General features: G+C 69.2%; 23 protein-coding genes. 14 read left to right on the top strand and 9 right to left on the bottom strand.

Annotated elements, in window-relative coordinates:
* From GO592_RS29730 to GO592_RS29690, 9 genes are all read left to right on the top strand, one after another.
* Positions 1-783 carry an SDR family oxidoreductase gene (locus tag GO592_RS29730; protein WP_007298263.1) on the top strand — a complete coding sequence of 261 codons (783 nt, stop codon included), beginning with the start codon at positions 1-3 and terminating at the stop codon, positions 781-783.
* On the top strand, positions 776-2,425 hold the full coding sequence (locus GO592_RS29725) for a thiamine pyrophosphate-binding protein (protein ID WP_082324942.1): 1,650 nt from the start codon (positions 776-778) through the stop codon (positions 2,423-2,425). Before GO592_RS29730 ends, GO592_RS29725 begins: the two co-directional genes overlap by 8 nt.
* Positions 2,422-3,552 (top strand): FAD-dependent monooxygenase, encoded by a 1,131-nt coding sequence (locus GO592_RS29720; protein WP_007298265.1) that lies wholly within the window; start codon positions 2,422-2,424, stop codon positions 3,550-3,552. The genes GO592_RS29725 and GO592_RS29720 overlap by 4 nt, the downstream gene beginning before the upstream one ends.
* Positions 3,553-4,701 (top strand): MBL fold metallo-hydrolase, encoded by a 1,149-nt coding sequence (locus GO592_RS29715; protein ID WP_007298266.1) that lies wholly within the window; start codon positions 3,553-3,555, stop codon positions 4,699-4,701. It begins immediately after the preceding gene.
* 88 nt (positions 4,702-4,789) lie between these two features.
* The gene (locus GO592_RS29710; protein ID WP_005254757.1) at positions 4,790-5,524 is read left to right on the top strand and encodes an MBL fold metallo-hydrolase; all 735 of its coding nucleotides are present in this window, start codon (positions 4,790-4,792) and stop codon (positions 5,522-5,524) included.
* Between the two features lie 110 nt (positions 5,525-5,634).
* Complete coding sequence (locus GO592_RS29705) at positions 5,635-6,594, top strand: PDR/VanB family oxidoreductase (protein WP_063709733.1); 960 nt, start codon at positions 5,635-5,637, stop codon at positions 6,592-6,594.
* Positions 6,595-6,606: 12 nt separating this feature from the next.
* Complete coding sequence (locus tag GO592_RS29700) at positions 6,607-6,819, top strand: recombinase-like helix-turn-helix domain-containing protein (RefSeq protein ID WP_005248918.1); 213 nt, start codon at positions 6,607-6,609, stop codon at positions 6,817-6,819.
* Position 6,820: 1 nt separating this feature from the next.
* The gene (locus GO592_RS29695) at positions 6,821-7,852 is read left to right on the top strand and encodes an aromatic ring-hydroxylating oxygenase subunit alpha (RefSeq protein WP_007298268.1); all 1,032 of its coding nucleotides are present in this window, start codon (positions 6,821-6,823) and stop codon (positions 7,850-7,852) included.
* A gap of 20 nt (positions 7,853-7,872) precedes the next feature.
* Entirely contained in the window at positions 7,873-8,562 is a 690-nt protein-coding gene (locus GO592_RS29690; protein WP_037203371.1) for a TetR/AcrR family transcriptional regulator, read from the top strand.
* A gap of 9 nt (positions 8,563-8,571) precedes the next feature.
* Here GO592_RS29690 and GO592_RS29685 read toward each other — a convergent pair whose 3' ends face one another.
* Entirely contained in the window at positions 8,572-9,132 is a 561-nt protein-coding gene (locus tag GO592_RS29685; protein WP_005248915.1) for a MarR family winged helix-turn-helix transcriptional regulator, read from the bottom strand.
* Positions 9,133-9,239: 107 nt separating this feature from the next.
* Entirely contained in the window at positions 9,240-9,605 is a 366-nt protein-coding gene (locus tag GO592_RS29680; RefSeq protein ID WP_005248914.1) for a RidA family protein, read from the bottom strand.
* A 105-nt stretch (positions 9,606-9,710) separates the two neighbouring features.
* Here GO592_RS29680 and GO592_RS29675 point away from each other — a divergent pair, with 105 nt between their 5' ends.
* Both GO592_RS29675 and GO592_RS29670 read left to right on the top strand, forming a co-directional pair.
* The gene (locus GO592_RS29675) at positions 9,711-10,361 is read left to right on the top strand and encodes a UdgX family uracil-DNA binding protein (protein ID WP_007298270.1); all 651 of its coding nucleotides are present in this window, start codon (positions 9,711-9,713) and stop codon (positions 10,359-10,361) included.
* A gap of 52 nt (positions 10,362-10,413) precedes the next feature.
* Complete coding sequence (locus tag GO592_RS29670) at positions 10,414-11,343, top strand: NADP-dependent oxidoreductase (protein WP_005254751.1); 930 nt, start codon at positions 10,414-10,416, stop codon at positions 11,341-11,343.
* Between the two features lie 50 nt (positions 11,344-11,393).
* Here the strand turns inward: GO592_RS29670 and GO592_RS29665 are convergent, their stop codons facing one another.
* From GO592_RS29665 to GO592_RS29645, 5 genes are read right to left on the bottom strand one after another with little or no spacing between them, the layout of a single operon-like run.
* Positions 11,394-12,332 (bottom strand): CopD family protein, encoded by a 939-nt coding sequence (locus GO592_RS29665; protein WP_007298271.1) that lies wholly within the window; start codon positions 12,330-12,332, stop codon positions 11,394-11,396.
* A gap of 5 nt (positions 12,333-12,337) precedes the next feature.
* Positions 12,338-12,871 (bottom strand): copper resistance CopC family protein, encoded by a 534-nt coding sequence (locus tag GO592_RS29660; RefSeq protein ID WP_039951718.1) that lies wholly within the window; start codon positions 12,869-12,871, stop codon positions 12,338-12,340.
* Entirely contained in the window at positions 12,868-13,536 is a 669-nt protein-coding gene (locus GO592_RS29655; protein ID WP_007298273.1) for a YcnI family copper-binding membrane protein, read from the bottom strand. Before GO592_RS29655 ends, GO592_RS29660 begins: the two co-directional genes overlap by 4 nt.
* A gap of 41 nt (positions 13,537-13,577) precedes the next feature.
* Complete coding sequence (locus GO592_RS29650) at positions 13,578-14,096, bottom strand: hypothetical protein (RefSeq protein WP_007298274.1); 519 nt, start codon at positions 14,094-14,096, stop codon at positions 13,578-13,580.
* Positions 14,097-14,114: 18 nt separating this feature from the next.
* Positions 14,115-14,768, bottom strand: coding sequence for a DUF6474 family protein (locus GO592_RS29645; protein ID WP_007298275.1), 654 nt, complete (start codon positions 14,766-14,768; stop codon positions 14,115-14,117).
* A gap of 162 nt (positions 14,769-14,930) precedes the next feature.
* On the opposite strand from GO592_RS29645, the gene GO592_RS29640 reads away from it, so the two are divergent.
* Both GO592_RS29640 and GO592_RS29635 read left to right on the top strand, forming a co-directional pair.
* Positions 14,931-16,487, top strand: a complete 1,557-nt coding sequence (locus tag GO592_RS29640) for a TM0106 family RecB-like putative nuclease (RefSeq protein WP_007298276.1) — start codon at positions 14,931-14,933, stop codon at positions 16,485-16,487.
* 37 nt (positions 16,488-16,524) lie between these two features.
* A complete protein-coding gene (locus tag GO592_RS29635) occupies positions 16,525-17,199 on the top strand; it encodes a YoaK family protein (RefSeq protein ID WP_005248905.1) in 675 nt (224 codons plus the stop codon).
* Positions 17,200-17,223: 24 nt separating this feature from the next.
* Here GO592_RS29635 and GO592_RS29630 read toward each other — a convergent pair whose 3' ends face one another.
* Together GO592_RS29630 and GO592_RS29625 are read right to left on the bottom strand one after the other, a co-directional pair.
* Positions 17,224-17,853: a class I SAM-dependent methyltransferase gene (locus GO592_RS29630; RefSeq protein WP_007298277.1), complete on the bottom strand. Its 630-nt coding sequence runs from the start codon at positions 17,851-17,853 to the stop codon at positions 17,224-17,226.
* 88 nt (positions 17,854-17,941) lie between these two features.
* The gene (locus GO592_RS29625) at positions 17,942-18,709 is read right to left on the bottom strand and encodes an SDR family NAD(P)-dependent oxidoreductase (protein ID WP_007298278.1); all 768 of its coding nucleotides are present in this window, start codon (positions 18,707-18,709) and stop codon (positions 17,942-17,944) included.
* A gap of 168 nt (positions 18,710-18,877) precedes the next feature.
* On the opposite strand from GO592_RS29625, the gene GO592_RS29620 reads away from it, so the two are divergent.
* Entirely contained in the window at positions 18,878-19,225 is a 348-nt protein-coding gene (locus GO592_RS29620; protein WP_007298279.1) for a hypothetical protein, read from the top strand.
* The last annotated feature ends 3 nt before the right edge of the window (positions 19,226-19,228 follow it).

The raw sequence follows: 19,228 nt of genomic DNA, 5'->3' as shown, positions 1-19,228 counted from the left end.
GTGGACCTGCAACTGAAAGACCGCACCCACCTGGTGACCGGCGGAAGCTCGGGAGTCGGGCTCGCCACCGTCGCGATGCTGCTCGAGGAGGGTGCCAACGTCGTCACCTGCGCGCGCGACCGCGACCGGCTCGACTCCGTCATCGCACCGCTGCCCGGCAGCGACCGCGTCCTCACCGCGTCCTGCGACGTCCGGGACCCGGCCGCGGTCGCCGCGTTGGTCGACGCCGGTGTCGACCGATTCGGCGGCCTCGACGGTCTGGTCAACAACGCAGGCAAGTCCCGCATGGTCCCGCGCGGCGAGGCGACCCTCGACGACTGGCGCGACGAACTCGACCTCAAGTTCTCCAGCGTCCTCAACACCGTCGAGGCAGCCCTGCCACTGTTGCGCAAGTCCGGCGCCGCGTCCATCGTCAACATCTCGGCGGTGCTCGCACGTCAGCCCGAGCCGCGGCTGGTCACCACCAGCGCCGCCCGGGCCGGGCTGCTGAACCTCAGCAAGTCGCTGTCGCTCGAACTCGCCGCCGACGGCATCCGCGTCAACTCGGTGTCGCTCGGACTGGTCGACACCGGCCAGTGGCGGCGCCGTTACGAGGAATCCGGCACCGACGCCACATTCGCCGAATGGGAGGCGGAGATCGCCCAGGACCGCGGCATCGGCCTCGGCCGGTTCGGCCGCGCCGACGAGGTGGCCACCATGATCGTGACCCTGCTGTCCCCCCGCTCGTCCTACGTGACGGGCACCAGCCTCGACGTCTGCGGAGGCGTCGCGCGCTATGTCTGAGAGGAACACCATGTCTGTGGGTAATGGGGGCGACCTGCTCGTCCAGGTGCTGCGCGAGGCCGGTGTCGACACCGTCTTCGGCATCGTGAGCGTCCACAACCAGCCCCTGGTGCAGGCGGTCAGCACGCACCTGCGGTTCGTGCCGGTCCGGCACGAGGCCACCGCGGTCAGCGCGGCGGACGGGTACGCCCGGGCCACCGGCGGCCTCGGTTGCGCTCTCACGAGCACCGGCACCGGTGCCGGCAACGCGGCCGGCTCGCTGATCGAATCGCTCAGTGCCGGAACGTCGGTGCTGCACGTGACGGGCAACGTCGAGAGCCGGTACCTCGGCTCGGGTCGCGGATTCATCCACGAGACCAAGGATCAGCTGGGGATGCTGACGGCGACGTCGAAGCATGCCGCCACCATCCTCGACACCGACAGCGCCGGAAAGGTGTTGCGGGAAGGCGTCGCCGCCGCGCTCGCCGCGCCCGGCGGACCGTCGAGCATCGAATGGCCGATCGACCTCCAGTACGCGGAGCACGTCATCGACGTCGTCGAGCCGGTGTCGGAGTCGCCGCGCACGCCGGACGTCGACGAATTGGCCGTCGCCTTCGCCCTGCTGCAGTCGGCGAAACGCCCGGTGATCTGGGCGGGCGGCGGTGTCGCCACGGCCGGCGCCGAGCTGACCGAACTGGTGGAGCAGTGGGGAGTCCCGTTGCTCACCAGCAACTCCGGGCGCGGCGCCGTGCCCGAGGACCATCCGCTGTGCATCGGCAACTACGGCAACACCCCCGCGGGGCGCGAGCTCCTCCGGGACGCCGACCTGCTGCTGTCGCTGGGCACCCATTTCCGGTCCAACGAGACCGGCGACTACTCCATGCCCGTCCCCGCTGCACACGTGCAGGTGGACATCGATGCGGCCGCGGTCGGACGCGTCTACCCCGCGCAGGCCGGAGTCACCACCGACATCGCGATGTTCCTCCGGCAGCTGTCGGGCCTGGCGCCCGTCGACGTCGCCTGGACCGAACGTGCCCGCACCACCCGCGAACTCGTCCGCAGCAAGCAGCGCGCCGGACTCGGCGATCACGCCGTGCTGTGCGACGCCGTGCGTGCCGCGTTCCCACAGGATTCCGTGATCGCCCGCGACGTCACCATTGCGTCGAGTTCCTGGGGCAACCGGCTGCTGCCGATGTTCGACCCCAAGTCCAACGTCTTCCCCCGCGGCGGCGGCATCGGGCAGGGCCTGGGCATGGCCATCGGTTCCGCACTGGCCGACGAGACCCGGCCCACCCTGGCGCTCGTCGGCGACGGCGGCCTGGCCGTCCACTTCGGCGAGATCCTGACAATGGCGCAGGAGAAGCCGTGGCTGGTGCTGCTCGTGTTCAACGACGGCGGCTACGGTGTGCTGCGCAACATGCAGAAGGGCGGCGGCGAAGACACCTACGCCGTCGACCTCGTCACCCCCGACTTCCCGCTGCTGGCACAGTCCATCGGCGTGCCGTACCTGCGGATCGGTGGCGCCGCCGAGGCCCACGAGGTGCTCGCCGACGCCGTGTCGCGGCAGGCGCCGGTGATCGTCGAGGTCGATCTCGCCGCCTACGGCGACATGCCGGCACCGTTCACGCCGCCCGTCACGGTCCCCGGAAAGGCTGCACAGTGACCACGGTCGCCGTCTGCGGCGGCGGCATCGGCGGACTCGCCACGGCGATCGCCCTCCGTAAGTTCGGTCTCGACGTCACGGTCTACGAGCAGACGAGGCAGTTCGCCCGCGTCGGCGCCGACATCAACCTCACCCCCAACGCGGTCCGGGCTCTCGACGGACTCGGCATCGGCCCGGCGATCCGCGAATCGGCCGCCCGCCCGCAGTTCCGGATCAGCCGCACGTGGGACACGGGAGCCGAAACGTCCCGGCTGCCGATGGGGGAGAGCGCGGAACAACAATACGGCGCACCGCAGTTGACCATGCACCGGGGCGACCTCATGACCGCGCTCGAGAACCGGCTGCCGTCGGGTGTCGTCGAAATGGGTCGCCGGGTCAGCGGCGTCGCCGACGGCCGCATCGAGTTCACCGACGGCAGTACGGTTTCCGCCGACGTGATCGTCGGCGCCGACGGCATTCACTCCGCGGTCCGGACCGCTCTCCTCGGGCGGGAACAGCCGACGTTCACCGGGGTCGTGGCGTTCCGCGCCGTCGTCCCCACCGAACGCGTCGGCGAGTTGCCGAACCTCGACTGCTTCACCAAGTGGTGGGGGCCGAATCCGTCGACGCAGATCGTGACGTTCCCCCTCAACCAGGGCAAGGACATTTTCGTCTTCGCCACCTGCGGCCAGGAGGAGTGGACCGAGGAATCGTGGACCACACCCGGTTCCGTTACCGAACTGCGTGAGCTGTACCGCGACTTCCACCCCGAGGCACGAGCCCTGCTCGACGCCTGCGACGACGTCCTGAAATCGGCTCTCTACGTTCGTGACCCGCTGGCATCGTGGACCGACGGGCGCGCCGTGCTCCTCGGCGACGCGGCACATCCGATGATGCCGTTCATGGCGCAGGGCGCCGGCATGGCCATCGAAGACGCCGTCGTCCTGTCCCGCTGCCTGAGCCTGTTCGACGACCCCGCGGTCGCGCTGCAGGCTTACCAGGAGACGCGACTGCAGCGGACCTCGCGTATCCAGCGCGGCTCCCGGTCCAACGAGTGGCTGAAGGTCGCAGGCAACGGCGACTGGGTCTACGAATACGACGCCTGGCACGTGCCGCTGGAGTTGGCCGCGGCCCGAACGGACGCGTGAATGGAACCTGTCGGCCGACATCCGCTGTCGAGGCGGCGGGCGCTGGCCCTGCTGGGTTCCGCCGCCACTGCCGTCGCCGCGACGAGCTGCGCGTCCCACACCTCGGACGCGCAGCCGAGTGGTGCGACGCCACCGGACGCCTACGAGTTGACCGGTGACGTCGACGGCTACGCAACCACGCTGATCCTGCTCGGCACGGCGGCCGGACCCATCGCCGTGCCGGGGCGGAGCGGCACGTCCAGTGTGCTCGTCGTCGGCGACCGACCGTATCTGGTCGACGCGGGTCCGTGGTCGAGCCGAAAGCTGATCCAGGCCGGTATCGCCGCGGATTCGCTCGGTGGCGTCTTCGTCACGCACATGCACAGCGATCACATCGCCGATCTGTTCAACGTCTTCTGGCTGCCCGGCGGGACACCGTCCTACACATTCCGTAACGTGGTGCCGGTGTACGGCCCGGGCTCGGCGGGCAGACTGTCGGCACCGCGTGGCGGCCAGAGTATTCCGATCCAGAGTCCGGCGTCGCCGGCACCCGGACTCACCGATCTGTTCGCGGGCGTACTCGACGCATTCGCCTACGACATCAACATCCGCAACGTCGAAAAGGGCGCCCACTCCGATTACGGGCAGCGGCTGTCGCTGCACGATGTACTGCCACCGGAGTCGGCGGGTGCGTCCGCCGACAACACGGCGCCGGAGATGGAGCCGTTCCCGGTGTTCGAAGACGACCGGGTCCGGGTCACCGCGACACTGGTTCCGCACGGCCCGGTCTACCCCTCGCTGGCGTACCGGTTCGACACGGAGGACGGTGCGGTCACGTTCTCCGGCGACACCGCGAAGTCGCCGAACGTGGTTCGACTCGCCCGGGGATCCGACATCCTCGTCCACGAGGTGATCGACGTCGACTTCTACGCTCAGACTTCGGGTTCCGCACTGGTCGAGCACATGATCCAGGCGCACACCACCGCGCAGGATGTCGGGCGCGTCGCCACGGATGCGGATGTCCGTCAGGTGGTTCTCTCCCACATCGGGCCGGGCGACCCCCGGCAGGTCACCGACGACCAGTGGGAACGAGGCGTGAAGTCCACGTTCGCCGGCACCGTGACCGTCGGGCACGACCTCGTCCGGATCGGCGTCGGGCAACGCCGGTAGCGCCATCGCGTACCCGCAGGATCTTGCGCGCCGCCGCTGTCCCGAGAAGGCTTGTCCTCACGACACCGTGACGTGATCGGAGCCAGGGATGGACACCACGATTACCGAGATCGCTCCCGACATCTACCGGCTGTCCACGTATCTGGACGAGCCCAACCTGATCATGAACCAGTTCCTCGTCGACGGTGAGGAACCGCTGCTGTTCCACACCGGTCAGCGTGCGCTGTTCCCGTCCGTGTCCGCGGCGGTCGGTCGGCTGATTCCTCTCGACAGACTGCGGTGGATCACGTTCGGGCACGTGGAGGCCGACGAGTGCGGTGCGATGAACTCGTGGCTGGCGGCCGCGCCGAACGCCGAGGTCGCGCACGGGGCGATGGGTTGCTTCGTGCAGGTCAACGACCTCGCCGATCGCATGCCGCGTCCCCTGCAGTACGGCGACGTGATGGAGACGGGCACCAGGCGGGTCCGTCACCTCGACACTCCGCATGTTCCACACGGGTGGGATGCCGGGCTGGTTTTCGAGGAGACGACGCAGACGCTGTTCTGCGGTGACCTGTTCACCGCATTCGGGCATCATCCGCCTGCCACGGAGGAGGAGATCGTCGGCCCGGCCATCGCGGCGGAGGACATGGGGAACGCGACGTGCCTGTCACCGGCGCTCGGGCCCACGATCCGGGGACTCGCCGATCTGGAACCACTTCTGCTGGCGCCGATGCATGCGCCGGTGTTCACCGGTGACTGCGTGCAGAGTCTGCACGACCTCGCACAGGCGTACGAGGAGCGGCTCGCGGCCGAGACCGTGCGGTACCGCGAAGCGGAGTAGCTCGGCCTGTGTTCGACAGATTTCCCCTCAACTGTGGCGCACGATACATCTTAGTGCTAAATTATTGAGCACTAAGGAACTAAGCCTTCGGTTGAGCCTGGGAGTGAGCGATGACAACAGACGCAGACACCGTCCCCATGATGGTGCGTCAGATGCGGGTCGAGTCCGCGGGCGTGGTCTCGCTTCGCCTCGAACGACAGGACGGCGGCGCGGTCGACCAGTGGACGCCCGGCGCCCACCTGGATCTGCACCTGAACCGCGGGACCGTCCGCCAGTACTCCCTCTGCGGAGACCCGGACGACAAGACCGGGTACCGCGTCGCGATCCTCCACGAGGTGACCGGCCGAGGCGGCTCCCGGCACGTCCACGAGACGCTGCGGCCCGGCGACAGCCTGTCGGTGAGCGCGCCTCGCAACAACTTCGAACTCCTGCCGTCGCCGCGCTACGTGTTCATCGCCGGCGGCATCGGCATCACGCCGATCCTCGCGATGATCGGTGAAGCCGAACGCATGGGCGCCGAATGGGAACTGCACTACGGCGGCCGCGCCCGCGCGTCGATGGCGTTCCTCGACGAACTGTCCGGATACGGCGACCGCGTGCACGTCGTCACCGAGGAAACCGAGGGCATCCTCGACTTGGCTGACATCCTCGGTACCGCCCGCGAGGAGACGCTCGTCTACGCCTGCGGCCCCGAGGGACTGCTCGGCGCGGTCGAGGGGTTCGCCGGCTCCTGGCCGGACGGCACGATCCGGCTCGAGCGGTTCAAGGCGAAGGAGATCCCCGCCGACACCCTCGCCGGTGATCGCCCCGTCCGCGTGATCTGCGAACGATCCGGCATCTCGGCCACCGTCACCCCGGGCCGGACCATCCTCGACACCCTCGAGGAATCCGGCGTCGACGTCCCCAACTCCTGCCGCGAAGGCATCTGCGGGACGTGCGAAACCCGCGTCCTCGCCGGCACCCCCGACCACCGCGACTCCCTGCTCTCCAGCTCCGAGCAGGAGTCCGGCACCACCATCATGATCTGCGTTTCCCGCGCCCGCTCCGACGAGCTCGTGCTGGATCTCTAGAAGGGAAGAACCATGAGCCTGTATCTGCAACCACGCCAGTCCGGCACGGCACCCACCCCGTACGAACGGAAGCTGGCCGGTGCGATCGAAGAGGTCTTCGGCACCGGTGTGCACCACCTCGAAGGCCTGGTGAAGGGGTTGAACGCCCTCGGCATCCACAGTCCCGGCGGCGACGCCTGGACCACCGACACTTTCACGGACGAGATCCGACGGATGGGGGCCTGACATGGTGAACCGACTGCACAAGGCGGCACTCACCGGCGACGAGATCTTCGCGACCGGGATGCGCGACCAGTGGCACGCGGTGTGCCCGTCCGACTTCGTCGCGCGCGGCGACATGAAGAAGGTGCGCCGCCTCGGCGAGGACTGGCTGCTGTTCCGTCAGTCCGACGGCACCCTCCGCATGCTCGCCGACCGCTGCCCGCACCGCGGCGCCCCGCTGTCGCAGGGCCAGCACCTCGGCGATCGCGTCGCCTGCCAGTACCACGGCGTGCAGGTGGACGGCGGCGGCACCGTCGTCTCCGTCCCCGGAATGCCCGGCTGCAACCTAGAAGGCAAGCGGCTCGTCACCAGCCTCCCCGTGCAGGAAGTGGCCGGCGCCGTGCTCGCCTGGTTCGGCACCGACCCCGACGCCGAACCCGCGCCACTCGAACTGCCCGAGCGTCTCACCGACGACGGCATCTCGCACTTCCTCTGCTACGCGGAGTGGAAGGCGCCGTGGCGGTTCACGCTGGAGAACCTGCTCGACCCGATGCACGGAGCGTTCCTGCACCGCGAATCGCATTCGATGTTCGGCGGCGAGACGTCCGCGAAGTTCCGGATCCGCGAAACCGATCGCGGGTTCTTCTTCGAGAAGACCGACCAGCGGGGTGTGAACTTCGACTGGGTCGAATTCTGCCGGACCGGCATCGACTGGGTGGACCTCGAGATCCCGTACCCGCCGACCGCGGGCCCGGGTGGCTCGTTCGGCATCGTCGGCATGGGAACGCCGATCGACGCCGAGACCACCGCGGTGTTCTTCTGGCGGTACCGCCGCGTCGAGGGCTGGGAACGCGACGTCTGGCGGTTCCTGTACCGCACCAAGCTCGAGGAGCGGCACTGGGTGGTGCTCGAGCAGGACCGCACCATGCTCGAGGCGATGGCATTCGACGCGGACCAAGCGGAGAACCTGTACCAGCACGACCTCGGCGTCATCCGGCTCCGCCGGCTCTACCGGGCGCAGGCCGAGGCCCAGGCGAAGGCACTTCAGCAGGCGTAGGGTCGCGCGGGCTGACGTGAATGAAATGTCAACCAAGAATGTGTGACGGCCGACACGTCGGGCGCCGGCCGGGGTACGAGGAGGCGCGAGCGGTGCTTACGAACGGTGACGATCGAGGTCGGCTCGCGTTGGTCGAAGCGGCGGGGCGGTGCTTCGCCGAACTGGGATACGAGCGCACCTCCGAGGCGGTCATCGCCGCTGCCGCCGGGGTGTCGCAGGCCGAATTCTCCGCCCGGTTCGCGTCCCGGGACGACGCGTTCCGTGCCGTCGCCGCCGCGGTCTTCGACACGTTCGTCGAGGCTCAGCGCATCCCGGTCCCGCCGGACGCGGACCCGCGCACCGTCCTGCGCGCGGCCACCGCGGCGTTCATCGAGACCGTCTACAGCAGCGGACGCCTGTTCACGATGATCGAGGACCGCGCCGCCGTCGACCCCGTGATCGGGGAACAGCTCGAGGCGGCACACAACCGGATCCTCGGCCGGTACATCCGATTCATCGAACGGCTCAACCAGGCCGGAATCGCGACGCCGTGCGCCGAACCCGCCCAACTCGCCCGCAAACTGTCCGAGGCGCAGTGGACGGGTGCGGCGCGCCTGATCGGTGCATCGCAGGACGAGCAGCGACGCTTCATCGTGGAGATGACGGCGGCATCCGAACGGTTCATCGGATTCGGTGAGGTCGCCGATCTGACCTCCCGCGCGGCCAGCTGATCTATCCGCTCAGGCGGTGGGGGCCTGGTTCTCGACGATCGAGTGCTCGAGCTTGCGGAGCAATTCGGCCAACGCCGCCTGATCGTCCTTCGACATCCCGCTGAGGATCTGCGACTCGTTGGCGAAGTGGGCCTCCGCGACCTTCTCGATCACCCGCAGGCCCTCGTCGGTGAGTTGCGCGTGCACGATGCGGCGGTCCTCGGCGTCGCGCTCGCGCTGCACGAGTCCCGCCTTCTCGAGTCGGTCGACGCGCAGCGTGACACCGCCCGTGGTGACGAGGGCGGATTCCGCCAGCTGTCCGGACGTCATCCGGTACGGCGGACCCGAACGTCGGAGGGCGGCCAGGACGTCGAAGGACGCCATGTTGATACCGTGCTCCTCGAACACTGCGGCGAGGGACGACTGATAGCGCAGATACGAACGGTGCAGGCGGCCCAGCACTTTCAGCGGACTCACATCCAGGTCGGGCCACTGGTGGGCCCACTGGTCGACGATGTCGTCGACGGCATCGCGATCTGGAACGGGGCGTTGCGTCACCGGGCGCACCTCCTGAATCCTCGAGGGTCTCATCTGTTTAGTACCAAGGTATCGAACGAGCATAAGTGACGGTGACGCGCCGCGGGTCCCCGTCCATTTCTCGGAACGGGGACCCGCGGCGCTGCCGGACAGGTGCGCTGTCAGCGTCCCCCGACCGCCGCGACGGCGTCGATCTCGGCGATCGCGCCGTAGGGGAGGCTGCTGACCTCGAGGAACGTGCGCGCGGGGCGCGGTTCGTCGAAGATGCGCTCGAACTGGCGGTTCGCTTCCTCGCGCAACGACAGGTCGGTGACATAGTAGGTGAGCTTGACGACGTCCTTCAGCTGTCCGCCGACGGTGGCGAGGCGATCGACCATGCGGTCGACGGCGGCGTCGAGCGCCTCGGTGCGGCCGGGGACGGCGGTGCCCTCGGCATCGACGGACAGTGCGCCGGAGACGAACGCGAGTCCGCCTGCGACCACGGCCGGGCTGTAGGGGTGGTGGGCGGTGACTTCGGTGAGGGACATGGAGGCTCGCTTTCTCGGTGGGCTTCTCCGGTGATTATATCTTAGCGCTAAACTAATTGACAGTATTGTGCGAATGAAGCTCCGCCCGACGGGTACTCGACGCACATGTCACGCGCCACGAAGCCCTCGGCCGCACCGTTCGTGCCGGACACCGTCGACCTCGACGCGTTGTCCCACGCGGCGGACGGGTGCCACGGCTGCGATCTGTACCGCGACGCCGAGCACACCGTCTTCGGCGCGGGCAGGCGATCCGCGCGGATGATGCTCGTCGGCGAACAGCCGGGCGATCAAGAAGACCGCGCCGGTGAACCGTTCGTCGGCCCGGCGGGAAAGCTTCTGAACAAGGCGCTCGACGCGGCGGGCATCGACCGGAACCTCACGTATGTCACCAACGCGGTCAAACACTTCAAGTTCGTCCCCGCCGAACGCGGCAAGCGCCGAATCCACAAGAAGCCGAACCGCACCGAGATCGTCGCGTGCCGGCCGTGGCTGATCGCCGAACTGGCGGCGGTGCAGCCCGACGTCCTCGTGTGCCTCGGGGCCACCGCCGCGCAGGCGTTGCTCGGCCCGTCGTTCCGGCTCACCGAACACCGCGGAGAGTTACTGCACCTCGACGGCGAGGTGGACGTCGACGCGGATCCGGACGTCTTCGCGACGATCCACCCGTCCGCCGTGCTCCGCGGACCGTCGGAGGATCGGGACGACGCGTTCGACGCCCTCGTCGCCGATCTGACGAAGGCCGCCGCCGCCCTGTGATCAACCAGCCGAATGTCTGGCGCGACGGACCGCCGAGGACGAGATTGTCTTCATGACGAATTCCCACGCGAAACAGACCATGAAGGCAGTCTCCTACTCGTCCTACGGTGGTCCCGAAGTGCTCGAGACCCACGACGTGCCGGTGCCCGAGCCCACCGGCAACCAGGTGCGCCTCGTCATCCGGGCGGCCGGCGTGAACCCGATCGACTGGAAGCTGCGGTCGGGGTCGATGGCCGAGGTGATGTCGGTGCAGTTCCCGAAGATCCCGGGCAGCGAAGTGGCCGGCGTGGTCGACGCGGTCGGTCCGGAGGCGACCGGTGTGGTGGTCGGCGACGAGGTGTTCGGCTGGTCCGACACCGGCGGCTACGCCGAATACGCGCTCGCCTCGATCGTCGTGCCCAAGCCGAAAGGGTTGAGCTGGACGGACGCCGCCACTATTCCGGTCGCCGGCGAAGCCGCCACGCGTGGACTGCGGCTCCTGAAGCCGAAGTCCGGGGAGACGTTACTGGTGAACGGCGCGTCGGGTGCGGTGGGAACCATTGCGGCGCAATTGGCGCTGGATTCGGGTGTCACCGTGATCGGTACCGCGAGCGAGAAACACCACGATGCGTTGCGGGAGCTGGGCGTGACCCCCACGACATACGGTGAGGGGCTGGCGGACCGGGTCCGCGAACTCGCGCCGAACGGTGTCGACGCCGTCCTCGACGTCGGCTTCGGCGGACTCGAGGCGGCGATGGACCTGCGCGGGGGCACCGACCGGATCGTGACGCTGTCGGACGGTGCCGCGTTCGGGCTGGGAATCACCTTCTCGTCCGGCAACGCCGGCGACCGGAGCGCGGAGACGCTGCGCCGGCTGGGCGCCCTCGCCGCGGACGGGAAGCTGGCCCTCCCGCCGGCCCGCACGTTCCCCCTGACCGACGCGGCCGACGCTCAGCGCGCCGGCGAGAAGGGCGGCAGCCGCGGGAAGATCCTCTTGCGCTGACGCGCCCGTGAGTACTTATTAACCGCCGGACGTTAATCAGTACTCACGGGTCAGGCGGTGGTGGCGAGGGCGGCGGCGAGACCGAACGGAACGGCCATCACCACCACCTCCACGATCGCGCGCCGCAGGGACCCTTCGGCGCTGATCCGGTGTGCGGCGGCCTGCCCGACCCACGTTCGCCGCCACCACCAGCCGAGCCCGAGGAGCGCCGCCAACGCCACCGCCTTCGCGAGCACGATGCGGCCGTAACCGGTGTCGAACAGCGGCGTCACCCCACCCAGCCGGACCGCGGCATCGACGATCCCGGTCGCGGTCAGCAGCCACACGCACCGCCACGCGACGACGGAATACCGCGGCAGCCACGACGACCAGTCACCGCGCGACCGGAGCATCAGGCCGAGGGCTGCGAGGAGCCCGAACCACACCGCGGCGGCCAGTGCGTGGACGACGTCGAGGACCGAGCCGAGAACCTGTTGCGACATGTGTCCGGTGATCGGCCGGGCCACCAGGGCGAGGGCCGCGAGCACCAGAACGGGCACGGGGAGCCGGGCGTCGGTGCGGCGGAACGCGACGGCCGACCACGCGGTGGCCGCGGCCGTGCACACGAGAACGGCGAGGTCGACGCGTCCCGCGCTGATCTCGGTCACGTACGCGCCGAACCGTCCGACCGACAGCTCGGACAACCCCAGGGCGTCGGCCTCCGCCGCCGTCATCGACAGCAGCACCGCCTCGGCGAGCATCCACGCACCGGCGACCGCGGTCGACAACCGCCACAGCCGTTGGTCCCGCACGAGGGGACGGCTGTCCGCGCGACTCCACCAGCCCAGCGCGGCGAGTCCGAGCACCGCCGAACCGAGCACCAGGCACAGCGCCCGGACGGCGCTCGACGGGGACGGGTCTTCCGGTTGCGCCAACGCCCAACCGCACGCGACCCCGACGAGCGATGTGGGTACGGCGAACAGTAGCCAGGACTGTCGCGCCGTACCCACCGTGCTCAGTTCTCGCCGCGAGGCTTGCGGAGCGCGAACCACAGCCCGCCGCCGAACATGAGCACACCGGCAACGATGAACGGCCACAGCGGAACTCCGCCGCTGCCGGTTTCGCCCGAGCTGTCGGCCGCGGCGCCGGGCGTGCCCGACCCCTCCTGGGTGAGGGTGAACGTGCGGGTTCCGCTCACCGGATGCCCGTCGGCGGACGTGACGCGAAACGCGATGGTGTACACACCGGCCGGTCCCAGTTCGCCGAGTTCGGCGCTGACCGTGGGCCCCTCGACGGCCGGGTCACCTTTGGTCCACAGGTTGCCGTCGGGTCCCACCACGGTGAGGGACGCGAACGATTCCTGCAGCGCCTCGTTGAACGTGACGCTCACCCGTTCCGGGCCGGCCGCGATCTCCGCGCCGTTCTCGGGGGTGGAGCTGATCACGACGGAATGGGCGAGCGCGGTGCCTGCCCCGAGCATGCTCGCGAGCATGGTCAGCAGTCCGACCGCGATCACCTTCACCGACGTGAAGGTGGTGCGTCTTCTCATGAGCGACGGCTCCGGACCATGGCGCCGAGACCGAGGGCCGCGCCGAGTGCGCCCAGGATCAGGCCGATGCCGCCCAGCCAGCGGGCGGTGTCGTCGGTGCCGGACGCCGTCGTCTCGGTCTCCTCGGACGTCGTGGCGCCGCCCGCGTCGTGGCTGTGGTCTTCACCGCTCGCCGCGGCCAGCGTGAGCGTGGGTGCCGGCTTGTCGGGCTCCGCACCGTCGGCGCCGACCGCCTGATCCCAGTTGACGACCTCGCCGTCGCTGTACGTCTGGGCGGCCGCGAACGACACCTCGTCCTGCTCCGGCAGCGGTCCGGCGGACAGCTCGAACTGCTGGAACTGGCCGGGCGCGACACCGACACCGGGATCGGCGGTCCACGTCACGGACTTCGCGAGCTTGGACGTCGGGTCCTTCTCGACGACGGACGTCCACCCCGGCAGTGGGGTGGTGCGGGCCGATTTCAGGTCGGGGAGCGTGACGGTCAGCTTGGTGGTGGACGCCGTCTCGGATTCGGTGGGAACTCGGAAGGTCAGGACGGAGTAGCCGCCCTGTTCGGCGCCGGGGGCGACGACGGTGACGTGGGCGGCGGCGACACCGGCCGCGAGCAGCATGGCGCCGCCGGCCGCACCGGCCGTGAAAAGGGCACGGGAAAAGAGGGAATTCATCGAAGGTCCTTTTGAGGGTCTGAAGCGAGAAGAGGTGGGAGTCAGACCGGGACCGGGGGTCCGCGACGCGAAATGCTCGCGCGCAGCAGGGCGTCCACGGGATTCGCGGGACGCGCGGGGACGTGCGCCGTAGGCGCCGCCGAGACGGGCTGCGGTTCGCCGCGGAGTACCACCCGCCAGACGTGGACGAGGGGGCCGTACAGACGCTCGGCGTTCGCGATCAGCAGCGCGCAGATCACGGTGGCGGCCGCGTGCGCGGCCAGCATCGGCACGGCAGGGACCACCGAGTGCACGTGCGAGGTGAGTGTGAGAGCGAAGTGTCCGGCCACCTGGCCGACACCGAGGGCGCCCACCAGCGTGAGCGGGCCGTGGACGCGTGCGGGCAGTTGCGCGGTGACCGCGCCGACCCCGCTACACGTGACGAACAGCAGGGTCAGCGCCGCGGATTCGGGAAGGCCACCCCCGCCGATGCCGTGCGCGGCGACCGCGAGAGCGGCCACGAGCGCACCGACCGCCGAGCCCCGAAGGGTGGCGGTCGCGGCGGGGCGGGCGGGGGACATTGCGGTGGGTCGGGCGGTTCAGCGCACGCCGAGGCGGGCGAGGAGATCGGCTTCGACTCCGTCGAGTTCGGCTGAGATGGCGTGATGGGCGGCCTTGCGGCGGGCCTGCGGCATCTGCTCGGCCGCGCGGACCGCGGTGTTGAGGTCGCCGAGGCGGTCGCGGATGGCGGCGGCGAACTGCTGCGTCTCCGCGTCGTCCGGCTTCTGCCCGAGGATCTCCGTGGTGGAGCTTTCGGCGCCGGCGATGCGGGCGCTGAGCTTGGCGCCGTGCCCGGTGAAGTTCGCGAGCTGATCGATGTCGACGCCCAGGCGGTCGGCACGGCGGGCATCGATCTGCCCGCGCACGACCGTTGCGCCGCGGTAGGCGATCGGCAGCAGCACCGGCGTCAGCAGGCGTGCGACGCCGAGGTACTTGCGGACGGCGGCGACCGTGAAACCCTTCTGGGCGGCGGCCTTCTCTTCGGCCTTCAATGCAGCGATCTGAGCCTTCTCGACCTTCTTCAGCGACTTCAGTTCGGCAGCCTCGAGCTTGCGACCGGCACTGGCGGCCTGCTTGTCGCGCTTCCGTTCGTTCTTCGCGCTCAGCTTCGCCTCCACTCCAGCCTTGTGCTTGAGTGCCTTGGCTTCCGCCTTGCGGGTGGCTCGGGACTTACGTTTCTTCAACAACCCCATCGAAAAGACCCCTTTTCCTGGTGTTTCAGCGCAGCCCACGCTACCAACTGCATCCGGTGCTTCGGGATCAGCCTAGGGGAGCACATAATCTTCGTCATCGTGTGTTCCCATATCGGTCAGCAATCAGAACCCGACGCCTCTCCCGGAAAGGCGTCGGGGACGGTGATCGATGCCAGCGCACTGACGCGGTGCCGCCACCGGGTGCACCTCGATGCGGCGTTCCCCGAACAACTGGCGGCCGCGCCCGAGGACCCGGGTGTCCGCCAGCGTCAGGACGCCGCCGCCGCCAAGCGTGAAGACGTCCGGCGGATCCTCACCGAGCATGCACCGCAACGGTGGGTGCAGATCGACACCGAGCAGAGCCTGCGCCGGCGAGCCGAGGACACGGTGGCCGCGTGCGAGGCAGGCGCGGACCGCATCTGGGGAGCCGTGCTCCCGCTCGACCGGGACGCCGGCCGGCGGGCGCGCTGCGAGATCCTCATCCGTGACGAGGACCACGGCGGGTACATCCCCGTGATCGTCGTCAATCACAAGGTCACCGATCCCGGCGGCGGCGCGGTGACGTCGGACATGTTCGAGTGGCAACCGCGGGAGGACGCGTCGCGGAAGCCGCGCGGTCAGGTCCGCGACCAGATGCGCGTCGCGCAGGTGTACCGGATGCTCGAACGGTACGGGCTCGCGAGTCCGGCGCTGGTGGCGGGCGCGATCGGCTACGGCTCCGACGTCATCTTCGTGCACGACCTCACCACGATCCTCGACGACTACGACGAACGCTTCGCCGACCGGCTCGCCGTCGCCCGCGGGGAATCGGCGACCGTGCCGTCGAGGATCGGTGAATGCCGTTCCTGCCCGTGGTGGCCCGGGTGCGAGGAGCAGCTGACCCAGACACACGACGTGAGCCTGGTGGCCACCGGTTCGCGCGCCGACATGCTGCGCGACGCGGGCTGCCACACCATCGACGATCTCGCGGCGTGGGACCGCGAACCGCTCGAGGACTGGCCGCACGGCGCGTTCGAGGACGCCGTCGTCACTGCCAAGGCGTGGCTCGCGGGAGCGCCGCTGGTGCGACGGTTCCCCGAGATCCGGGTGACGCGCGCGGACGTCGAGGTCGACGTCGACATGGAGAGCTACCAGGAACACGGCGCTTACCTGTGGGGCACGCTGCTCAACGTGGACGGGGTGTCGGCGTACCGGCCGTTCGTCAGCTGGGACCCGGTGCCGACGCAGGACGAGGCGCGGTCGTTCGCCGAATTCTGGACGTGGCTGATGGCCGAGCGGGAAGCGGCGGCGCTGAGCGGCAGAACCTTCGCCGCGTACTGCTATTCGCGGTCCGCGGAGGACAAGTGGTTGCTGGACTCCGCCCGCCGGTTCGCCGGGGGGCCGGGCATCCCCACCGAGGCCGAGATCCGGGAATTCATCGACAGCCCACAATGGGTCGACATCTACCAGGCGATCAGCGACCAGTTCATCTGCCCGGGTGGCAAGGGACTCAAGAAGATCGCCCCGGTCGCCGGATTCCGGTGGCGCGACGCCGACGCCAGCGGTGAAGCGTCGATGAGCTGGTACCGCGAAGCCGTCGGCTACGACGGCGAACCCGACCTCACCCAGCGCGAACGACTGCTGCAATACAACGAGGACGACGTAATCGCGACGAAAGTACTGCGCGAATGGATGTCGGATCGGGCCGAGAAGGAGATCCCGCTCGCGTCCGACCTCTAGGCTGCAAGGCAGGGCCCGATTCGGTAGGGGTGGTCAGGTGGAGGTGCCGAAGACATCCACGACGCTGCGGTTCGCTCTGCTCCTCACCGCCGCGGGCGGCTTCCTCGACGCCTACACCTACATCAGTCGCGGCGGCGTCTTCGCGAACGCCCAGACCGGCAACGTCATCCTCATGGCCATCGACCTGTCGGAGCGTCACTTCCACGCCGCACGGGCCCACCTGTGGCCGATCCTCGCGTTCATCGTCGGTGTCGCGTTCGCGCATCTGCTCAAGGGCGAACTCGCCCACAGCGTCTTCGACCACCCGATCCGGATCGCCATGGTCGCGCAGATCGTCGTCCTCGTCGCGGTCGCGTTCGTCCCCGCAAACGTGCCCAACGCACTGGTCACCGTTCCGATCGCGTTCGTCGCGGCGATGCAGTTCGGACTGTTCCGCACCATCGGGTCGCTGTCGTACATCGCTGTCGCCACCACCGGCAACCTCATGCGTTTCACCGAATCGGCGTACGCCGGATTCATCGAGAAGGTCCCCGAATCGCGCCAGCACACCCGCGTGTACGCCGCCATCGTCAGCAGCTTCGCCGGTGGGGCCGTCGTCGGAGCGTTCGCCACTCGCTACTTCGGCGGATCCGCCGCCTGGATCCCCGCCGCCCTCCTGTGCGGAGCCCTCGTGCTGTTCTACATCGACGACAGGCGGCGCCGCCGCCTGTGAGCGGTTGACGAGTCCCTGGACTCGTCAGGCACGAACGGGCGGCGAAGCCGCGACGCCGAGGAAATAGGCGCCGACGATCTTCGGCGCGGACGTCTCGTAGAACCGGTCGAGGTCCTGGACGTCGAATCCGGCGTTCGTCACCAGGGTGGGAATGTCGCGGGTGAGGTGGCAACCACCGGCGACGGCCTTCTGGATCGGTTCGAGCCGGCGCTGCCACCGCTGGACGTTTGCGTCCGGGGCGAGACCGTGCTCGACGAAATGCAGTGTGCCGCCCGGTTTCAGGACACGCCGGACCTCCCGGAGTGCGGCGTCGGCGTCCGGGATGGTGCACATCGTCCAAGTGGACAGTGCGGTGTCGAAACTGTTGTCCGGGAAGGGGAGTGACTGGCCGTCCAGGCCGGACCGCTCGACCGGTGTCGTCGACGCCGCCAGCCGCTTGCGCGCCAGCTTCCAGCCGAGGTCGGCGGGGTCGACGGCGCTCACCGAGTCGACGGCGGCCGGGTAGAACGGGACGTTGAGACCCGACCCGAATCCGATTTCCACCACCCGTCCGTGCAGACCGGCGCAGACGCGTCGCCGCGTCGGCTCCGTGAACTTCATCCCGCAACTGATGTCGACGAGCCGCGGAACGATCCGGTCCGAGTAGAAACCCATGCCACCTCCCAGGGAAGGGCGCTTCGCGCCCCCGTGCGCCTTTGTGGTAGCTGGAGCAACCAGAAAGGCGCACGGGCGGCGGAGCCGCCTACCGCGGCGCCATGCGCAGAGCGCCGTCCATACGAATGGTCTCACCGTTGAGGTAGTCGTGTTCGATGATCATCTGAGCGAGCTGGGCGTATTCGGCGGGCTGACCGAGGCGCGAGGGGAACGGGACGCCGGCTTCGAGGCCCTTGCGGTATTCGTCGGTGACGCCGGCGAGCATCGGGGTGTCGATGATGCCGGGGGCGATGGTGTTGACGCGGATGCCGAACTGCGCGAGGTCGCGGGCGGCCGGGACGGTCATGCCGTGCACGCCGCCCTTGGATGCGGAGTACGCGATCTGGCCGATCTGGCCCTCGAACGCGGCGACGGACGCGGTGTTGATGATGACGCCGCGCTGCCCGGACTCGTCGACGGTGTCGGTCTTGGCGATGGCGTCCGCGGCGAGGCGCATCACATTGAACGTGCCGAGCAGGTTGACCGTGATGACGGTGCGGAACAGTTCGAGGTCGTGCGGGCCCTTCTTCGACAGGATGCGGCCGGCCCAGCCGACGCCGGCGCAGTTGACGACGATGCGCAGCGGCAGACCCGACTCGACGATCTTCTCGATCGCGGCCTGGACCTCGTCGCCGCTGGTGACGTCGGTGGCGAGGAGGGTCACGCCGTCGGGGACGTTGTCGCCGGCGCGCTCGATGGACTGCTGCAGGTCGAGTCCGAACACGGTAGCTCCGGCGTCGGCGAGACGCTTGGCAGTGGCGGCGCCGAGGCCCGAGGCCGCTCCGGTGACCAGTGCGGCGGTTCCCTGAATTTCCACAGTTCGCATCCTTACTTTCCCGGCGACCTCCGTTGGCCGACCCTGGTGACCTGCACCATAACGCCCGCTCGGTGTGACGGCAGAGGCGAGGGAAACGTCACGGGCCGGGGAGCGGGTAGTTTGTCTTCTCGCGCGGATCAGGGGACGCGCAGGACCGTAGGGGGACGGATGAGCGAGGACCGGCTCGAAGTGGACCGCGACGCGTTGGTGCGGTGCATCGCCGCGTGCGAGGTGTTGGCGGCCGACATGCAGGACCTGCGAGAACGAGCGCATCGTGAACTCGCGCCCGAGAGCTTCGGTCTCGGCGAAACCCATCTGCGGTCGGCGGCGGAACTGGCTGCGCGGTTCCGGGCGACGGCGATCGGCGGCCCGGGTGTCGCGGTCGAGAACTCGGCGGCCGGGACGTTCGCAGCGCACGAGCGTTACGCGCTGGACCTGAAGGCGACGTTCGAAGCGGCGCTCGCCCGGTACGACGAGCAGGACGCGGCGACGGCACACCGCCTCGAGCAACTCTGACTG

Origin of the sequence: Rhodococcus sp. 21391 (assembly GCF_016772255.1) — a bacterium.
Lineage (GTDB): Bacteria > Actinomycetota > Actinomycetes > Mycobacteriales > Mycobacteriaceae > Rhodococcus_F > Rhodococcus_F opacus.
The sequence above is the reverse complement of the archived record's forward strand: the minus strand, read 5'-3'. Positions and strand labels throughout refer to the sequence as shown.

Bases quoted from the DNA above. Each gene is read 5' to 3' on its own strand.
- GO592_RS29690 (WP_037203371.1), top strand. From the start codon at position 7,873: ATGAAATGTCAACCAAGAATGTGTGACGGCCGACACGTCGGGCGCCGG.
- GO592_RS29700 (WP_005248918.1), top strand. From the start codon at position 6,607: ATGAGCCTGTATCTGCAACCACGCCAGTCCGGCACGGCACCCACCCCG.
- GO592_RS29725 (WP_082324942.1), top strand. From the start codon at position 776: ATGTCTGAGAGGAACACCATGTCTGTGGGTAATGGGGGCGACCTGCTC.
- GO592_RS29705 (WP_063709733.1), top strand. From the start codon at position 5,635: ATGACAACAGACGCAGACACCGTCCCCATGATGGTGCGTCAGATGCGG.
- GO592_RS29645 (WP_007298275.1), bottom strand. From the start codon at position 14,768: ATGGGGTTGTTGAAGAAACGTAAGTCCCGAGCCACCCGCAAGGCGGAA.
- GO592_RS29680 (WP_005248914.1), bottom strand. From the start codon at position 9,605: ATGTCCCTCACCGAAGTCACCGCCCACCACCCCTACAGCCCGGCCGTG.
- GO592_RS29650 (WP_007298274.1), bottom strand. From the start codon at position 14,096: ATGTCCCCCGCCCGCCCCGCCGCGACCGCCACCCTTCGGGGCTCGGCG.
- GO592_RS29660 (WP_039951718.1), bottom strand. From the start codon at position 12,871: ATGAGAAGACGCACCACCTTCACGTCGGTGAAGGTGATCGCGGTCGGA.
- GO592_RS29630 (WP_007298277.1), bottom strand. From the start codon at position 17,853: ATGGGTTTCTACTCGGACCGGATCGTTCCGCGGCTCGTCGACATCAGT.
- GO592_RS29620 (WP_007298279.1), top strand. From the start codon at position 18,878: ATGAGCGAGGACCGGCTCGAAGTGGACCGCGACGCGTTGGTGCGGTGC.
- GO592_RS29710 (WP_005254757.1), top strand. From the start codon at position 4,790: ATGGACACCACGATTACCGAGATCGCTCCCGACATCTACCGGCTGTCC.
- GO592_RS29670 (WP_005254751.1), top strand. From the start codon at position 10,414: ATGACGAATTCCCACGCGAAACAGACCATGAAGGCAGTCTCCTACTCG.
- GO592_RS29685 (WP_005248915.1), bottom strand. From the start codon at position 9,132: ATGAGACCCTCGAGGATTCAGGAGGTGCGCCCGGTGACGCAACGCCCC.
- GO592_RS29695 (WP_007298268.1), top strand. From the start codon at position 6,821: ATGGTGAACCGACTGCACAAGGCGGCACTCACCGGCGACGAGATCTTC.
- GO592_RS29715 (WP_007298266.1), top strand. From the start codon at position 3,553: ATGGAACCTGTCGGCCGACATCCGCTGTCGAGGCGGCGGGCGCTGGCC.
- GO592_RS29655 (WP_007298273.1), bottom strand. From the start codon at position 13,536: ATGAATTCCCTCTTTTCCCGTGCCCTTTTCACGGCCGGTGCGGCCGGC.
- GO592_RS29675 (WP_007298270.1), top strand. From the start codon at position 9,711: ATGTCACGCGCCACGAAGCCCTCGGCCGCACCGTTCGTGCCGGACACC.